General features: G+C 70.7%; 14 protein-coding genes and 3 pseudogenes. 11 read left to right on the top strand and 6 right to left on the bottom strand.

All coding sequences use genetic code 11. The annotated features are described in order from the left end of the window. Positions 1-146 precede the first annotated feature (146 nt). Positions 147-989, top strand: coding sequence for an SAM-dependent methyltransferase (locus tag ABD358_RS06135; RefSeq protein ID WP_344629821.1), 843 nt, complete (start codon positions 147-149; stop codon positions 987-989). Between the two features lie 179 nt (positions 990-1,168). Here ABD358_RS06135 and ABD358_RS06130 read toward each other — a convergent pair whose 3' ends face one another. Next, positions 1,169-2,083 carry a LysR family transcriptional regulator gene (locus tag ABD358_RS06130; RefSeq protein ID WP_344630105.1) on the bottom strand — a complete coding sequence of 305 codons (915 nt, stop codon included), beginning with the start codon at positions 2,081-2,083 and terminating at the stop codon, positions 1,169-1,171. Positions 2,084-2,431: 348 nt separating this feature from the next. On the opposite strand from ABD358_RS06130, the gene ABD358_RS06125 reads away from it, so the two are divergent. The 3 genes and pseudogenes from ABD358_RS06125 to ABD358_RS06115 form a co-directional block, all read left to right on the top strand. Then, positions 2,432-2,821, top strand: a complete 390-nt coding sequence (locus ABD358_RS06125) for a peptidase inhibitor family I36 protein (RefSeq protein ID WP_344629820.1) — start codon at positions 2,432-2,434, stop codon at positions 2,819-2,821. Positions 2,822-2,879: 58 nt separating this feature from the next. After that, positions 2,880-3,139 (top strand): annotated as a pseudogene (locus ABD358_RS06120) (hypothetical protein); the annotation flags it as partial. A 48-nt stretch (positions 3,140-3,187) separates the two neighbouring features. Further along, positions 3,188-3,504 (top strand): annotated as a pseudogene (locus ABD358_RS06115) (IS5/IS1182 family transposase); the annotation flags it as partial. A gap of 21 nt (positions 3,505-3,525) precedes the next feature. Here the strand turns inward: ABD358_RS06115 and ABD358_RS06110 are convergent. Then, positions 3,526-3,825: an Atu4866 domain-containing protein gene (locus ABD358_RS06110; protein WP_344629819.1), complete on the bottom strand. Its 300-nt coding sequence runs from the start codon at positions 3,823-3,825 to the stop codon at positions 3,526-3,528. 384 nt (positions 3,826-4,209) lie between these two features. Here ABD358_RS06110 and ABD358_RS06105 point away from each other — a divergent pair, with 384 nt between their 5' ends. From ABD358_RS06105 to ABD358_RS06095, 3 genes and pseudogenes are all read left to right on the top strand, one after another. Beyond that, entirely contained in the window at positions 4,210-4,965 is a 756-nt protein-coding gene (locus ABD358_RS06105; RefSeq protein WP_344629818.1) for an Atu4866 domain-containing protein, read from the top strand. 164 nt (positions 4,966-5,129) lie between these two features. Further along, positions 5,130-6,521, top strand: a complete 1,392-nt coding sequence (locus ABD358_RS06100) for an amidohydrolase family protein (RefSeq protein WP_344629817.1) — start codon at positions 5,130-5,132, stop codon at positions 6,519-6,521. A 103-nt stretch (positions 6,522-6,624) separates the two neighbouring features. After that, a pseudogene (locus ABD358_RS06095) lies at positions 6,625-6,800 on the top strand (chorismate synthase); the annotation flags it as partial. A gap of 261 nt (positions 6,801-7,061) precedes the next feature. Here ABD358_RS06095 and ABD358_RS06090 read toward each other — a convergent pair. Next, entirely contained in the window at positions 7,062-8,585 is a 1,524-nt protein-coding gene (locus ABD358_RS06090; protein WP_344629816.1) for an MFS transporter, read from the bottom strand. Between the two features lie 77 nt (positions 8,586-8,662). On the opposite strand from ABD358_RS06090, the gene ABD358_RS06085 reads away from it, so the two are divergent. Continuing rightward, entirely contained in the window at positions 8,663-9,574 is a 912-nt protein-coding gene (locus ABD358_RS06085) for a helix-turn-helix transcriptional regulator (protein ID WP_344629815.1), read from the top strand. A gap of 135 nt (positions 9,575-9,709) precedes the next feature. Here ABD358_RS06085 and ABD358_RS06080 read toward each other — a convergent pair whose 3' ends face one another. Both ABD358_RS06080 and ABD358_RS06075 read right to left on the bottom strand, forming a co-directional pair. Further along, entirely contained in the window at positions 9,710-10,018 is a 309-nt protein-coding gene (locus tag ABD358_RS06080) for a hypothetical protein (RefSeq protein WP_344629814.1), read from the bottom strand. Between the two features lie 242 nt (positions 10,019-10,260). Beyond that, complete coding sequence (locus ABD358_RS06075) at positions 10,261-10,935, bottom strand: lytic polysaccharide monooxygenase auxiliary activity family 9 protein (protein ID WP_486388648.1); 675 nt, start codon at positions 10,933-10,935, stop codon at positions 10,261-10,263. A 1,325-nt stretch (positions 10,936-12,260) separates the two neighbouring features. On the opposite strand from ABD358_RS06075, the gene ABD358_RS06070 reads away from it, so the two are divergent. Next, positions 12,261-13,031: a calcium-binding protein gene (locus tag ABD358_RS06070; RefSeq protein ID WP_344629813.1), complete on the top strand. Its 771-nt coding sequence runs from the start codon at positions 12,261-12,263 to the stop codon at positions 13,029-13,031. A 363-nt stretch (positions 13,032-13,394) separates the two neighbouring features. Here the strand turns inward: ABD358_RS06070 and ABD358_RS06065 are convergent, their stop codons facing one another. Then, positions 13,395-14,648: a GNAT family N-acetyltransferase gene (locus tag ABD358_RS06065; protein ID WP_344629812.1), complete on the bottom strand. Its 1,254-nt coding sequence runs from the start codon at positions 14,646-14,648 to the stop codon at positions 13,395-13,397. A 256-nt stretch (positions 14,649-14,904) separates the two neighbouring features. Between ABD358_RS06065 and ABD358_RS06060 the strand changes: the two genes are divergently transcribed. Together ABD358_RS06060 and ABD358_RS06055 are read left to right on the top strand one after the other, a co-directional pair. Further along, entirely contained in the window at positions 14,905-15,030 is a 126-nt protein-coding gene (locus ABD358_RS06060; RefSeq protein WP_344629811.1) for a hypothetical protein, read from the top strand. Between the two features lie 455 nt (positions 15,031-15,485). Further along, positions 15,486-16,946, top strand: coding sequence for a glycoside hydrolase family 18 protein (locus tag ABD358_RS06055; protein WP_344629810.1), 1,461 nt, complete (start codon positions 15,486-15,488; stop codon positions 16,944-16,946). Positions 16,947-17,026: the final 80 nt, after the last annotated feature.

The following is a 17,026-nucleotide window of genomic DNA, read 5'->3' as shown; positions in this document are numbered from 1 at the left end:
GGAGACCCCGGGCCGGCACGACGCCTGGCTCGTTCCGGCGATCACCCCCGGGGGGGCGGGTCCGCTCGATATGCTTCCGGCGCTCGCAGAGACTCCCTCGGCAGCGGAGAGCCGACGACCCAGACCGGAGTGCAAGCATGCATGACGTGCCCACCACGGACGACTCCAGCGGCCGGGAACCTGCCATACCGGCGGGAGCGGCCTCCAGCGCACGGGTCTACGACGCCTTCGGCGGCGGCAAGGACAACTACGCCACGGACGAGCGGATCGCACGCGAGATCATGGGCATCTGGCCGGAGGTCGGTCAGGCCGTGGCCGCCAACCGCGCCTTCATCCACGCCTCCGCCCGCTGGCTCGCCCAAGAGGCCGGCATCCGCCAGTTCCTCGACATCGGCACCGGCATCCCCGCCCCGAACACCCCCAGCATCCACCAGACCGTGCAGCGGATCGCACCGACCTGCCGGGTGCTGTACGTGGACAACGACCCCACCGTGCTCGCCCACGCCGCCACCCTGCGGGCCGGATCCCCGGAAGGCCGCACCGAGTACCTCCACGCCGACGCCACCGACCCCGACGCCGTCCTCGGCTCGCGCGAACTCGCGGACACCCTCGACCTGAACCGGCCGGTCGCCCTCTACCTGTGCGCGCTGCTCCACCTCATCGGCGACGACAAGAACCCCCGCGGGATCGTCCGCCGCCTCACGGCCGCCCTGGCACCGGGCAGCCACGTGGTCGTCAGCCACGCCACCCCCGACGCCAACCCGCGCCTGATGGACCGGGTCGCCGAGATCTACGCACGCGGCGGCCGGATCAACGCCCAAGGCGCACCCCGCAGCCGGGAGCAGATCCGGTCCCTGCTGGGGGAGGAACTGGAACTGGTCGAGCCCGGCATCGTGTCGGTCCACCGCTGGCAGCCCGGGAAGGCACTCGAAGCCGAACTGCCCGACAGCGCCGTCAACTGCTACGCGCTGGTGGCCCGCAAGCCCTAGAGTCTGTCGCCGGAGCGGGATCCTCCCGGCTCGGACCCGGCAGGCCGCGCGAGCGACCGGACCGGGTACGGCCGACAAGGCGTACGACTCGCGCGGCAACCGTTCCCGGCACCGCCCCGGGCCCGCCGCCGGGATGCCCTGAGCGGCCTCGTGGCGGCCGCGGTCGCCTGCAGGGGAGGTCAGGGGTGGGTGCGGCCGTGTGGAACCGATCGTGCGGCCTGTCGTACGGCGGCGACGGCGGGGTCGTCGCGGTGTTCGGCCGCCCAGGCCAGGGCCGAGGTGCACGGCGGCAGGTCCTCGACGTCGACGTAGCCCACGCCGGGGCGGCGGAAGAGGTCGCGGGCGACGGCCGGGAGGAAGGCCATGGCCTCGCCCTGCGCCACGATGTGCAGCAGGGCCTCCAGGTCCGCGGCGACGGGACCGTACCGCACCGGGGTGTTGTCGGGGCGCGGATCCACCGCCCAGAAATCCCACCACACCCGCGGTACCCGCGGGGGGACGTCCACCACCGGGTATCCGCTGAGCCGGTCGAGGGTGAGCCGGGGCAGGGCCGCCAGGGGGTCGTCGCCGGGCAGGCAGGCCACGCGGGGTTCGGTCGCCAGGTGGTGCACCTCGATGTCGCCGGGCACCGGCGGCCTGAGGAAGACCACATCGGCCTCCCGCCGGTACAGGGCGCCCAGCTGGTCGACGAAGTTCAGGCCGAGGATCTCCACCTCCAGGCGGGGGTGCCGGCGGCGCAGCGCCTGCAGTACGGCGCGGGTGTGCGGCATGGCCGCCTCCGCGCCGACGGTGCCCACCCTCACCCGGCCGGAGAGGTGACGCCGCTGTGCGTCCGCGGTCCGCCGCAGCCGCTCCACCGCCTCGATGGCCGCCCGGATCTCGGGCAGCAGCGCCCGGCCGGCCGGGGTGAGGGCGACCGCCCGGCTGGAGCGTTCGAAAAGAGCCACCCCAAGGCGCTTCTCAAGACTGCGGATCTGCTGACTGAGAGCGGATTGTGTGATGAACAGCCGGGCCGCGGCGTGACCGAAATGCAACTCCTCACTCAACACCAGAAACAACCGCAACTGGTGAATGCTCGGCTCCGCCGACGACATCGCGACCGCGCCGGCGGGCTCTCCTGCCGCCTCGCCTGCAACCATGGACGGAAGTTTATCGAATGCGCCGCAGTTCTCATCGATTACCGCATGACACCGGCGGCCTCGCCGTGTGAACCTCTGAAAGAGCCCGGTCGGCTGAACCGACCACCGCCGAACCGGACTCGTCTCTGTCTCCAGAGCAGGCGGAAGAAGGGGAGCGAGGGAGCCGGCACCTCACGCGAGGCGTTCCGCCCGGCGAGCATGTACGGGGGTCGCCGATGCGGAGGGAACGTCGCCGGTCCAGGTGCACCAGCTCACCGAGGGCATCGATTTCGATTCCCATGGCCTCGTTCACCCGAACATGACATGACGACCGAAGGAGATGTCTTGCGTAGAATTCTGTTCACGTCCGCGGCCTTGGCCGCCACAGTCGTCATTGCCCACCCGTCATACGCCCAGCCCCTCGCACTCTCGTCCCCCGGCTCCTCCAACGGCGTTGCCGCAGTCGGCAAGTTCCACGCCTACGACGGAAAAAGCTGGTCAGGCAGGGACAGGTGGTTCGAAGGAAACGCAGGGCAGTGCAAGTACGTCGGCGACAACTGGAACGATGAGATCGAGTCCGCCCGCACCGAGAGCGGGACCAGAGTGGAACTGTGGGACAACTACAACTGCACCGGGGGGGCGATTGTCATCGACAGAACCGGTTACTCGAAAATCGGCAATTGGGTCAGCGCCTTCCGCGTCACCCGCACCTGATTGTCGCGGGACGTGACGTTGTAGACGCCGGAGTTGAAACGGCTGGCCGGCAGGGGCGGTGACACGGCAGGGCCCCTCGTCGTCGAAGTGTCGATCTCACTCGACACCGGCGACCCGAGGGGCCCTGCTGGTTCCGTATCGAGCCGTGCCCGGCGTCCCGCACGAGCTGGTCGGGCACGGCTCGTGGCCCGTCTGCGCCCGAAGGCGTGAACGGAACTCGCGTGGCGGAAGCCGGGCTGCTTCCGGCAGCCACTGCTCGCTCTGGCCTCGTGGGCGCCGGGTCTGTACGAGGCCCTGACCGGCCTGGGCGAGGGTGACTTCGCCACCGACCGGGGGCTCCCCCGGCCGAAGGCCGGGGGACATCGCAGTGGACCGGCCCTGCCCGACGCCGTCCACGCCGTCCGCCCCCACGGCATCGTCGACGCCCTCGCCGAGGCCGGCATCACGCGCTGCGCCGACGGGGGCTACCGGGGTGCCGACGGCACGATCCGCATCCCGCACTGGGGTCGGTGGGAGACCCTTTTCGCTGGTCAGCAGGCTGACAACCGGTCCCACACGAGGATCCGGGCCCTCGTCGAGCAGGCCGCCGCCCTCAAGCCCTGGCGGCCCTCCGCAGGCTCCGGTGCTCGACCACCCGGATCACCCGTCTCGTTCGAGCCGTCCTCACCCTGCGCCTGGCCGCTCGGACCGATGACGGAGAAGCCTCAGCCACACGACGGGGTGCCTCCCCGCCGGATGCGCTCGTCGCCCTCGCGGTAGAGCACCAGATGCTCGTGGAAGAGGACACCGTCGCGGACGTCGCCGGTGGCGGTGAATCCGGTGTCGTCGACGTAGTCGATGTGGTCACCGGTGACGGTGTACCGGCCGGTGTAGGCGCTCCGCCGCTTTCCGCGGGCCTCGTCGTAGCGGCCGTCCGGCAGTAGTTCCTGGCGGATGAAGCCGTCCGCGGTCACCCACATCCCGACGTACGGGTGCGGGGCGCGGGGCGTGTCGTTGCTGGTCATGGCTTCACTCTCGGGCCCGCGCCGGGAGGCGACCAGGCCGCCGTCCCCCCAGGAGCGGGCCTCCCGGGAGTCGTGCACCCACGATGGCGAGCGGAACACGGCGTGGCCAGGCGAGGGTGCCGGAACAGGCGACGAGCCCCGGAAGCGGTGGACCGGGAACGCGCGGGACCGCCCTGCGGCCCGGCACGAGCAGTGGGGCCGGCCGTGGGTGCCGCGCACCTGGGAGCACGGCGGCCTGGTTCCGGTTCCGCGGCGCGACGAACCTGGTGGTCATGCCGCTGCGGTGACCGCAGAGCAGACCGCGGGGCATCTCCCCCTGCCCACACGGGCGCTCGCCTCGTTCGTCGGGCCGACCGACGAGCCGAACCCACCTTGAGGAACACCATGACCACCACTGACACCGGCACCGTGAACTGGAACCCGGAGGCCCTCGACGAGATCGTCTCGAACGACGGTGGCCGTCCGGTCCTGTTCACCAACGCCCGGATCATGACGATGGACCCGCTGATCGGGACCATGACCGGTGCCGACATCCTGCTCATCGGCTCCCTGATCGTGGGCGTCGGTCCCGCCATCGTCACCGCGGCACAGGACGACGACGCCATCGTCGTCGACTGCACGGGCACGACCGTCGTTCCCGCCGTCGTGGACACCGTCGCGCTGGTCGGCGGACGCGGCCGACGCTCGGAGTACGTCGCGACACTGACCCCGGGCAGCACCACCGACTTCCTGGTGGTGCCCGACGAACTCGCCGCCGACGTGCCGAGCGCGGTGGCCACTCTCGTCTCCCGCCCGGAGCAGGTCCGCGCGCTGGTCGCAGCCGGCCGGCCCGTCCGGTGGGCCGGCGCCGACGTCCCCGGCAGACCAACCGCCCCCGAGGCGGGCATCCCCGCCGCACCGGACCTGACCGGCAGCCCACGGCTCGGCGTCTGGATCGACCGGGAGGACTTCCTGCACCAGGAACTCACCGCCGACGGCCGCTACGACGAGACACGGGGCGGTCGCCCCCACGCCTACCAGGGCCGGTTCTGGATCGACGGCGACCGCATCGACTACCTGGACGACCTCGGCTTCTGGGCCTACGGGGAGTTCAAGGGCGACGAACTGCACCACGCGGGTTACGTCATGAAGCGCAGCTGACCGCCGGCCGCGCCCGCACACGTCCTGATCCCGGGTGCGCGGCACCCGGGAAAACGGCGCCCTGGCCTTTGCGGCCGGGCCGACCAGGACCGGAAACCGACCGGCGCCGGCGCCCCCGGCAGCCCACCACCCGCTCCCTGAGAGCCACGGAAAGCAGACCCCTCGTGAACGTCAACGACACCACCAGCGCGGCCGTCCTCGACCGGCTCCGGCGCCGCCCCGCGGACGAACGGAGCATCCTGTTCACCGGCGCGACCATCGTCACCATGGACCCCGACCTCGGCGTCCTGCACAACGCCGACCTGCACGTCGAGGGCGACACCATCACCGCCGTCGGTCCCGACCTCGACGCCGGCGACGCCGTCGTCGTCGACGCCACCGGCACCGTCCTCACCCCCGGCTTCGTCGACACCCACCGGCACGCCTGGGAGACCCAGCTGCGCCGGATCATGCCGGACGTCGACGACCTCGGCGCCTACGTCATGACCACCCTGGCCGGCCACGCCACGGTCTACCGGCCCGAGGACATGTACGTCGGCACCAAGCTGGCCGCCCTCACCGCGATCGACAGCGGCATCACGACCATGCTCGACTTCTCCCACAACTCCCGCACCCCCGAACACTCCGACGCCGCCGTCGAGGCCCTCCTCGACACCGGCATCCGCGGCGTGCACGCCTCCATGGGCCCGCACTTCGGCGACTGGGACAAGCAGTGGCCCGGTGACCTGACCCGCCTCAGGGAACGGTACTTCAACAGCGACGACCAGCTGCTGACCCTGCGCCTGGCGGCACTCGCCACCGACGAGATCGCCGGCCCGGCGCTCGCCTACGGCCCCGAACTCGCCCGCGTCGCGAGGGACCTGGGCATCGGCGTGAGCGTGGACGCCGTCTTCGGCGCGTCCTCCTCCGAGGCGGTCCTGTGCTGGGCCGAAGACGGCATCCTCGGCCCCGACGTCACCCTCGTCCACGCCACCGGACTGACCCCGAAGGCGTGGAAGGCGATGGGGGAGACCGGCACCACCGTGGCGCTCGCCCCCACCTCCGACGCTCAGATCGGCCTGGAGACCGCGATCCCCGCCGTCGACGAGGCCCTGTCCGCCGGCATCCGCCCCGGACTGAGCATCGACGTCGAGGTGGCACTGGTCAGCGACATGTTCACGCAGATGCGCACCCTGCACGCCATCCAGCGGATGCGGGCCGTCAACGCCGCCCACGGCACCGACCGGCAGCCGGCCCGCATCACCACCCACGACGTCCTGGACTTCGCCACCCTCCAGGGCGCCCGCACCAACGGCCTGGCCGCCGTCACCGGCTCGCTCACCCCGGGCAAGAAGGCCGACCTGCTGGTCGTCCGGGCCGAGGACCTCAACAACATGCCGCTCAACGACCCCATCGGCACCGTCGTGCTGGGCTCCGACGCACGCAACATCAGCGCCGTCCTCGTGGGCGGCGAGCCCCGAAAGTGGAACGGCCACGTCCTTGACGTCGACCTGACCGCCTTGCGCCGCGAGGTCCACGCCTCACGCGAGTACGTGCTGAACACCCCGGCTGCCTGAGCATCCCCTCCCAGCGCCCCCGGCCGACCCCCTCCGGCCGGGGGACCCTCTGGGCCCGACGGTGTCACCGGCCGACCGTGATGTCCTCGAACCAGCCGCTCGGCCATGCGCGGGGCCGAGCGGGAACACCGAGTGGCCCAAGTGGGAGAAGGTGATGGCGGCCGATCCGGTGGACGAGGCCGAGCTGGCCGCGCTGGCCCGGAACGCGCCGCTGACCCGGCGCCGGCCCGGCCACGCGGACCTGGCGGGATGCAGAAGTACGGGGTGGGCGACGCCCGGCTGGCGGCGGTGCCGATGGGTGTCCAGGCGATCAAGGGGATGGAGGCCGGCGACGGCTTCGCGCTGCCCCGGGTGCCCTGGCCGACCACCGGCCGCCTGGCTGAGACCCCTCGAAACCAGCCAGGACCAGCCGGCACACAGGACGAGGGCTCGTACGCGCCCGTCCCGCAACGGACTCCGGAGCCTTCGGGAAGAGGGGCACCGCCTGCCCCGGCGCCTCCGGTTCCGGCCGCCGGGGCAGGCGGTGTCACACCCGGTGCGTCAGGCGGTCGTCCTCGCGCGGTCCGCCGTGTCCTCGGAAAGGGGGTCGGCGGTGGCCTCCGGTGTTGCCGACCTGGGAAGCCAGCGGAGCGCGAGGGCCCCGAGGGCCAGATGCAGGAGGCTGGCCACGACGGCGGCCGCGTGCAGGCCGGTGACGAAGGCCGACTTCGCTTCCCCGGCGAGGTGGGACGCCAGGCTGGGGAGCTGGAGCGTTTCGTCGAGGGTGGGCGCGAGGTCGGGCCCCTGGAGACGGAAGATCAGCGCGGCGAGCGAGCCGAGGAGCGCGATGCCGAGGGCGTTGCCGATCTCGTTGCCGGTCTCGGCGATGGCCCCTGCCGAACCGGCTCGCTCCGTGGGGACCGCGCCGACCGCGGTGTCGGCGACGACGGCGAAGGAGATGCCATAGCCGACACCCGCGACGGCCGTGGAAGCGACGTACCAGCCGACTCCGCCGGCGGTCGTGGCCGGAAGCAGGAGCAGAAGGCCTCCGGCGATGGAGAAGTGGCAGATGACCAGGGCGGTCCGCTTGCCGATGCGGTCCACCACCATCGGTGTGACGATACACGTGGTGGTGAGCACCATAGCGCCGGGCAGGGCGAGAAGCGCGGCGCGCAGAACCGGCAGTCCGAGGACGGACTGGAGGTAGACACCCGCCAGGTAGGCGGTCGCCGACCACGCGGCCAGCGGCAACAACCCGGTGATGATCGCGACCGTGAAGACGCGGTCGCGGAAGAGCGAGAAGTCCATCAGCGGGTACTCGAGGCGCCGCTGGCGGAGAGCGAACCACGTCAGCAACGCCGCTCCCGCGATTCCCGTGGCCAGGGGGACGGCCGAGACGCCTCCGGCCGCAGTGTGCTTGAGACCGTAGATCACGAGCAGGAGGCCGACCGCGGAGGTCGCGACGCTGAACGCGTCGACACGGCCCGGCCGGGTCGCGCGTACTTCGCCGAGGAGGACCGGCGCGAAGACCAGGAACAGAGCGATGACGGGGAGGTTGACCAGGAAGACCGATCCCCACCAGAACCGTTCCAGCAGGACGCCGCCGACGACCGGACCGATGGCGAACCCGACGGCGAATGCCGCTGCGAAGATCCCGATGGCCTGGGCCCGCCGCCGGGGGTCGCCGAACAGTTCGCTCAGCACCGCCAGGGCGGAGGGCAGGAGGGTCGCCCCCGCCACTCCCATGAGGGCGCGGGCGGCGATGAGGAACTCCGGGGTGGGCGCGAGGGCCGCAGCCGCGGATCCGATGCCGAAGACCGCCGCACCGATCATGAGCAGCTTCAGCCGACCGTACCGGTCCCCGATGCCGCCGAACGCGATGAGCAGGGAGCCGACGGCGAAGCCGTAGATGTCCAGGATCCATAAGGCCTGGTCCGCGGTGGGCGTGAGCGCCTGGCTGACCCGGGGCATCGCCAGGAACAGGATCGATCCGTCCATGGACACCAGGAGTACCGGCCCGAGGGTCACCAGGAGACCGAGCCAGGCCCGTCGGCCGGGTGAGGTGTGCGCGTGCTGTTCGGACATGTCTCCCACGCTCCGGCAAGGGCTGTCCGCCAGCCATCCTCCTGCCATGGGTACACCTGACAGGTGTACCCAACGGGATGTCCGGGCGGCCTGCCCTCGATGACGTGGAGAGCCTTGGAACATTCCTGAAGAGCCGACGTGACCGGGTCACACCAGCCGAGATCGGGTTACGCACATACGGGGCCGCCCGCCGGGTCCCGGGCCTGCGACGTGAAGAACTCGCGCAACTCGCGGGGGTGAGTGCGGGGTACTACACCCGTCTGGAGCAGGGGCAGGTGGGGACCGCCTCCGAACAGGTTCTCAACGCCCTCGCGCGGGTGCTGCGACTCGACGAGGTCGAGCGCGTCCATCTGCACAATCTCGCCCGGCAGCCGCCGAACCCCGGACTCTCCGAGCCGTGTCACGAGACGCCCAACCCACGGGTGCTCACGCTTCTGGAGGCGCTCGACGAAGCGACGCCGGCGATCGTGCTGGGCCGGCGTGGAGACGTGCTCGCGTGGAACCGCACAGGTCACGCCCTCATCGCCGAGCACATCGACTTCAACGCACCGCAGGAGTCGGCGCGGCGTCCCTCCGTTCCCCGGATGTTCTTCCTCGATCCGCTCACCCGTGACCTGTACCGCAACTGGGACGAACTCGCCCGCGTCCACGTCGCCTACCTCCGCCTCACCGCCGGTCGTTTTCCCACCGACGCGCGGCTGGCGGAGCTGATCGGGGAACTCACGATGCGCAGCGACGACTTCGCGATGATGTGGGCGGCCGGGGAGGTCGCCGACTGCACCGTCGGCACCATGCACCTCCAGCACCCCACCGTCGGTGCCGCAAGCGTCACCTACCAGGTCTGGCTCCAGCCCGACAGCCCCGACCACCGTCTGGAGGTCTACACCCCGAACGACCCGAGCTCCGCCGACGCGTTGCGGATCCTGACGCACCAGGGCCGTGCGGACAGCGCTCCGGACCCGGACTCCGCCGCCGCCCGGCAGGACTGAGCCTTTTCTGCCGTTGCGCCCGGGGCCCGAGCCCCCGCACGCTCCGGCTCCACCGCATCGGGAGGAGCCGGCAGGCCGCACCGGGACCGGTCCGGGCGTCGGTTCAGAAGGCCGGCACCCAGTACGGTCCGAGTGTCATGGCGCCGTCGCCCCGCGCGCCTTTGAACGAGCCCGTGTTGTTCCGGACGAGGGTGTACCGGGAGTCCACGTAATCGGGACCGCCGGTCCCCAGTCGCCGGGCATGGCGTCCAGCACGGCGTTGGCCAGCGGGGCGTAGGCGCCCGTGCCGACGATGGTGAGCGGGGCGGAGGTGAGGTCCTTGGCGAACGACCGGTGGCTGGTGCTGCCGTCCTCCTCCGTCATCACCACGTCGGCGAGGCGGAGGCGCAGCAGGGGGGCGGCCCGGGCGCCGAGGCCGGGGAAGGCCAGGGCGGCGCGATACACCGGTGGGCTGACGGTGCCGAGGATTCTCCGTGGCCGTTGAGTGCCGGAGTCGTACGACGAGACGGTGGGGAGCCGGTACCGTGCGACTGCCGCGCGATCGGGTGTGTTCGCACCGGGAGAGCAGGGGGCCCCGTCGGGGCGGGGTGACCCAACGGGTCCCCTGCCCCGACGGGGCTCGGTCGGCCGGGCGGCGGGTCACCGGTGCCCGGCGGAGGCCGGTGCCGTGTGCGGCTCCCTCCGGCTCAGCCGAAGTTCACGTCGCTGCACCACATGTAGGCCTGGTCGAGGTGCGAGGCCTGCCAGATCACGAACAGGATGTGGTGTCCGGTGTAGCCGGAGGTGTTGACGTTGAACCTGATGTCCTGCGCCGGGGCGAAGCGGCCGGTCTGCGTGATGAAGTCGAGGTCACCCCAGCCCAGGGTCTGGGTCTTGGGGTTGAAGCCCTGCTTGCTCACGTAGACCCTGAAGTAGTCGGCGCCGTGGGACGCCTGGTCGTGCAGCTGGACCGTGAAGTTGTTGCTGACGTTGGTCGTCTTCCACGGCCCGGGCTTGTTCAGGCTGGCGTTCCTCGAGAGGTTGTTGCTGCAGAGCGTCCCGTCGGGAGTCCGCGCCTGGAACTGGCCACCGAGGCCGTCGCGGAGCGCGCTCATCCAGTTCCACATGGTGTCAGGGTTGGCCTGGAACGCCTGATAACACATGGGGTCTTCGGTCTGCATGGCCGGGCTCATGTGGTTGCCGCCCCACGTCTTCCAGCACTGGTACGCGCGGGAGGCGGGGTTGACGATGGTGCCGTGAGCCTGGGCGGGGGCGGACCAGGTCAGTGCGCTGGCGACCACGGCGAACACCATGACGAGCGCCTGGAGCGGCCGGCGGAGGGACGACCGCCAGTGCCCGTTTAACGAACTCTGCTTGCGCATGTGGGGGGAACTCCTTCCAGTTGCAAGGTGCAATGGGAGCGCTCCCAACGGTACGTCTTCTGAGTGAAATGTCAATGACACAAACGGAATTGATCACAGGGGTGGGCGGCGAGCAGGGAATCTGCCGTGAGCCGGGAGCCAGAACCGTTCCCGGGACCGGAAAGCGAGAATACGGCCCGGACCGGTGTGCGGGGCGATGCCGGGGAGGGACGTCCGCGGCATGGCAGCGAGACCCGGTTCCGGCGTGAGGGCCGTCCAGTTCCACAGCACGCGAGACCCCGGGCCCCGATGGCGCGCTTCGGTACACCCGAGTCGGCCTCGCCGGACAGGTTGCCTGGTGGGAGCTGCGGTTGTACGGCGCATCGGGCGGGGAACGCGGCCGACGGCACGCAGCGGGAGCGTGCGTACTCCTCGGATCCGGACCGACGACGCCGGAGCGTGGATGCCGCGGGAAGGGAAGCCGCCGGCAACGCGGATCAGTCCCGGCGCGCTCCGGCTCACCTGGGCCGCCGCGGCGACCCCAGGACGCTCGCGGACCAGATACCGGAACACTTCCCGGTGAACGTCAGCCAGGCCATGGAGAAGAGGCCCGGCTGATCACGCCCGGGTCCGTGCCACGTTCGCCGACACGGCTGTTCCGGACAGGACCGCCCCGCGGTGAGCGGGCGGCATGGGCTGCGGCTCGGCCGTCGCCGGTTCCCCACTGATGACGGTCCCCCGCCGAGCCCTCCGCCCTCACCCACGCGACGGCCACCAGACCGACGATCCATCGGTGGTCCACCGCGATCACCTCCACGGTCGCCGCCTCGTGCCGGCGCGGCACGGCAGCCCCCGCGCCAGGGTTCCCTTCGGCCACCGCCGATACCGCCCCGCGCGCCCGCGGCGGGCACTCCCGCCACGTCCGGAGCGGCCAGGGCCCCGGCAGCTCCCCCGGTCGATCACCCAACGCTCCGACACCGCCTCCGCCTCGGCGAATCCGACCGCGATTCGTTCCGCCTGAGGGCGAAGCCCCTCCGCCCGCGGCCGGGCAGCCGCCCTCCGCTCCTCCGGCAATCCCGGCCATCGACTGCGTCGGCCAACTCGCCTTCGCCGAACCAGCATCGAGCCGGCGCCCCCTGTCGCGGCGACACCGGGAGCGTGCCCGGCCAAAGAAGTCCAACCATTACATCCGGAGGGACATCGGCTTACCATGACGCCGCGTCAGTTCGCGGTCCTACGGATCCGGACCAGCAGGGGGGACTGCCTTTACGGCCGGGGCCGCCCCGTCCCCGGCAGCACCACGCCAAGCAGGTCGGTCCACCGTCACTCCACCGAGATGAGGTCTCATGAACCGAAGCCGAGCCGCCGTCAGCGCGGTCGCCGCGACCCTGTTGACCGCCGGCCTCGCCGTCGGCCCGGCAGCCGCCGCCACCGCCGCCGAGGCGAAGGCCCGCGTCGGAGCCGACTGGGCAACTCAGTCGATCGTCTTCACCGCCGCCGCAGGGCAGGCCAACAACCTCAACATATTCTCCATGTACACCAGCGACGGGATCCGGCGGATCGGCTTCAGCGATGTGGTCCCGATCGAACCGGGCGACCACTGCACGTACTCCAGACCCGAGGACACCACCTCCGTCGTCTGCGAACTGCCCGCCGACAGCCCACGGCCCGACAGGATCGACGTCTTCCTCGGCGACGGCGACGACACGATCGCCGCCTTCACCCCCGGGGTCGGCACCGTCAGCGGCGGCCCAGGCGACGACGAACTGCACGCCCACACCGCACGCACGGTGCTGGGCGACGCGGGGAACGACATGGTCATGGGGCCCGCAGCCCTGCACGGTGGCGACGGCATGGACCACCTGATGGGTGACAGCAGCAACCAGCGGATGTGGGGCGGCCGGGGCGACGACATGATCGAGGGCTACGGCGGTGACGACACCGTGCACGCCGGCCCCGGCGACGACCACGTCATGGGCGGGGACGGCCGCGACATCGTCCTCGGCGGCCCCGGCAGCGACACACTGGACGGCGAAGGCGGCGACGACTTCCTCTGCGGTGGCACCGGAAAGGACACCCTCGAAGGCGGACCCGGCCGCGACATCGTCCTCCCGTAAGCGCGCCTCCACATCCGAAGGCCCTGGCCCGCGGCGCGAACAGCGTCGCGGGCGCCGAGGCACCGCCGTCGGTCGGCGTCCCGCCGCCCGAGCCGCGTCAACCGCGAACGCCGCAGACGGCAGGTCCCAGCGCGACACGAGGTGCCCCGGCGGAACCGGACCGTCGGACCTGTCGGCCGGCGTGGGCGCGAACCGCGGAGCCTGTTCGCCGGCTGGACCGGCGCCTGCCCGACCCGTCATCGCTGAGCGCGGTGAGATCGGTCAGCGGAGTGCCGGCCGCCAGGCCGTGGAACCCCCGCACGAGCCGGGCGACCGTCGCCGGGCTCTCGTCGGACGAGACGGCAGCGGCGTTCGAGGGGCTGTTCAGTAGAGCGGGAAGGCCCAGCCGCCGGGGTACCAGGGTTCGCGGTCGCCGCGGAAGGCCGCCGAGGCGCGGGAGAGCGCACCGCGCCGCAGCTCCTCGACGTGGCCGGCGGCCGCGAGGGCGGTCAGCGAGGTGCCGCCGAGGAAGGCGGCACCGAGTTCCGCCGCCGTCAGCCGTAGGTCGGCTGGAGCGGTCGTGGGCTCGCAGAGGGCCTTACCTGCTTCTGCCTGCAGCCGGTGGCGCCCGTTGTTCCACGGGCAGAAGTCGTCCCGCACCTCCAGCACCAGGTCCAGTGGAAAGCTGTAGCCCCGGCCTGCCAAGGCCCTGTCGACATCGGCCAGCCGCAGCCACAGACGGTCCACCGGTGCGGCCCGGACCGCCCGCGGCTCGACCAGCAGGTGCGGCAGAGGCTCGTCCACGGCACCCTCGTAGTCGATCCAGGTCACCAGATCGATCCCGGCGAGGAAGCGCCACAGCGCCGCGTACGACCGGCGCGAGCACGCCGCCAGCTCCACCACCTCCACCACCCCGGCACTGCCGCCGAGCCCGTCCGGCGTGGAGCTGTGCCGATAGAGCGCGTAGCCGGTGGCGCGTCCGTCACGCTCGTAGTGCACGGCGAACCGGAGCGAGGTCGCCGGGCCGCGCCGGTGCGGATGGTCGGCGAGGCGCACCGCCCAGTGGGCCGCCTGCCGGTCGGGCCAGCCGACCGTAGTGATGCGGACCTGATCGTAGATCTCCTCCAGGAGGGGCCGGGCCTGGGCGGCGTGCTGCAGCCGGACGGTTCCGTCACCGAAGTCGGTGTCCGGGCGAAAGCGCATGGCGCGCCGGTCGCACCGCATCCGGTTGCCGACCGTCGCGGGGCCGTAGCCGTACCGTCCGTAAATGCCGGCCTCGGAAGGGCGAAGCGCGGCGATCGCCTCTCGTCGCTGCTCGTGCAGGTCGGTCAACTGGGCGCGCATCATCGAGGTGAGGATGCCGCGGCGGCGGTGCGTCGGGGCCACACCCACCGAGGCGATCCCCGCCACGGGCAGGACGCCACCGGGCACGGTCAGCATCCGGCTGTAGACGGAGGCCCCGGCAACCGGCTGGCCCTCGTCGAACACGGCCAGGGTCCGGGAGAGGTCCGTCGCGGCTCGCTGATCGGCCAGTTCCTCCTCCGACCGATCCGCGCCGTAGGTGTCGGCGATCATACGCGCCCAGGCAGCGAACTCCTGCTCGGTAACACAGCGAAGCTGGAACTGAGAAGCGGCCATCAGGCATATATACAGCACATCTGACGGCGTTGATGCCCCGGCCCGTCTGCAGCCGGTTCGTTGTGGGAGCCGCCTGGGCTCCTGGACGGGCAGAGGGCTGGGGGCGCGGGGTCCTGCGCCCCCAGGGCTTCGGCGTAGTCGCGTGACGCCCGGCTTGCGGCGAACTGCCGGCTCGGCGGTGGTGATCTGGGAACGTGACAGGCACGGCTTCCAAGATCATGGAGTTCTCCACGCCCCGTGATCCGGGTGGAGGGCCATGCCTGCCGACGCGTCATCCCCGGTCCCGCCTGCCCTTGACCAACTGCGCGGGAATCCGCAGGTCGGACCCGAGGAGGTCCTGGGCCTGCTGGAACGGCTGGCCGAGGTGCCGGACCCCGCGTGACCCACGTGGGATGCGCCACCGCCTGGCCGTCGGAAGGTGGCTCGCCGGCCGCCGCCCGAAGGCGACCGGGCTGCGCGGCCTCGCAGTGGACGGCAAGCCCCTGCGCGGCGCGGCCAGCGCGAAGGGCCGCAGGATCCACCTGCCCGCCGCCCCCTCGCACTCCCCGGCCTCGGATGATCACGAAACGGACGTCACGCGACTACGCCGAAGCCCTGATCGGCCGGCCAGGTCAAAATACCCAGGTCCTCGCAGCAGAAATCCGTTTCCGGGTCAAGGACCGGGACGAAGAGTCCAAGCCGTTCATCCGAACAATCGGGGAAACCTTCGATGGCTGATTCTGGCCTGGGGTGATGGGAACGCCTCTGGTTGACTGGCCGCGACTGCACTGAATCAACCCCGCCGGACGGGGTGCTCATCCGGAGAAAAATGGTCCGCACCATAGGAGTGATTTCCCAGTGGGTGTTTCGTCGGATTATCCTGACGTTCCCGAGTGGGTTGCGAAACCCGAAGGGTACCAGGCGGGGGCCGTCACCAAGTACAAGGGCAATATCTTCCGTGCGGCCTTCTGGGCTTCGGAGCCAGGGGTGGGTGACGCCAACACGAATGGCTGGCGTTTTTTCGACGAACTGTACGATCAGACCTCCAGCACACCCGCCCGGCAATCGAAGATCATCGCCTACATCCCCACGTGGCGAAAAGGGGAGGGGTTCGACTACGGCAACGGCGAGATGTACCAGTACATCACGCACGGCATTATCTCGTTCCTGACGTTCAGCGAGACCGACCCCGGGGATTTCGACCCCGCGTCGGTCGCCGAGATCAGGACGGTCCTCCCGGAAGTGGTCATCGCCGGGAATTTGTACAACACCAAGATCATGGTCGCGCTGGGCGGCGCGAACGACTACGCCTTCTTGGACCTGATGACGGAGGTGGGGAACAACCCGGCCACCCCGCGGCTCGACCAGATCGTGCGCAATGTGGTGAACTTCGTCACCGCCAACGGTCTCGGCGGCGTTGACCTCGACCTGGAGTGCTGGTGGGGCAGGCCCGGCCAGCAGGACCAGGGTGGCCGGATGAAGAGCGACGGGCCGCATCCCGCAGGGCGGGGTTTGACGCTGCTCGCTCAGAGACTGAAGCAGGCCATGCCCGACAAAATCGTGTCGGCAGCCGTTTTCGGCACCTCGTGGTACGGGAACAACTACGACTCAGGGATCGCGGACCACGTCGACTGGCTCGGGATCATGACCTACGACCTCACCGGGTCCTGGGACGGGTCCCCGGTGGGCCCGCACACCGCCTTGTTCAAGATACGCGGCAAGGACACGTCGAACATTCGCGAGTCGGATGTCTACCAGGAGTCGTACCTTCCCGAACAACAGGGCGGCTGGCCAGGCCCCCGAACGGGAGGCAGCCCGAATGCCACGGAATCGGACAACATGGAGAACAACCCGATTCTGTCCGTCGAGGACTCCCTCTGGTACTGGACGAACCCGCTCTTCGTGAACTGGCAGGGGGCGGGGCAGGGAGTGGCCCGCGACAAAATAGCGGCAGGGGTGCCCGTCTACGGATATGACTTCGCCGCGGCCAAGGACCCGGACGACCTGACCGGGCAGGTGCCCCCGGGATACAAGGTTCTGAGGTACAAGGAGATCCTGGCCGCGTTCCCGGACGCGCATCGAGCCGCGAACGCGAACATCAAGGTTCCAGGAACCACCCCCCGGCCCGTCCTCACCAACCCCCTGCCGCCGGGAGACTACTCCTATGCCCACAACATCTATTTCGAGACCCCGGACACCGCCGTCACCAAACTGAAGTTCCTCAGGGACGTGGGAGCCCAGGGCGTCATCATCTGGGAACTCTCCAACGACGTCTGGGAAGAGGGCAAGAGCATCATCAAGGCAGGGGCTGTTGCATGATCGCTATCTGTCCGGAAGGCCGGGCTGGCCCGGAGTCGGGGTGGGACGTCCCGGTTCGGGCAGGGGGCGAACGCAGTGCA

Source organism: Streptomyces glaucosporus, assembly GCF_039533345.1.
GTDB lineage: Bacteria > Actinomycetota > Actinomycetes > Streptomycetales > Streptomycetaceae > Streptomyces > Streptomyces glaucosporus.
The sequence above is the reverse complement of the archived record's forward strand: the minus strand, read 5'-3'. Positions and strand labels throughout refer to the sequence as shown.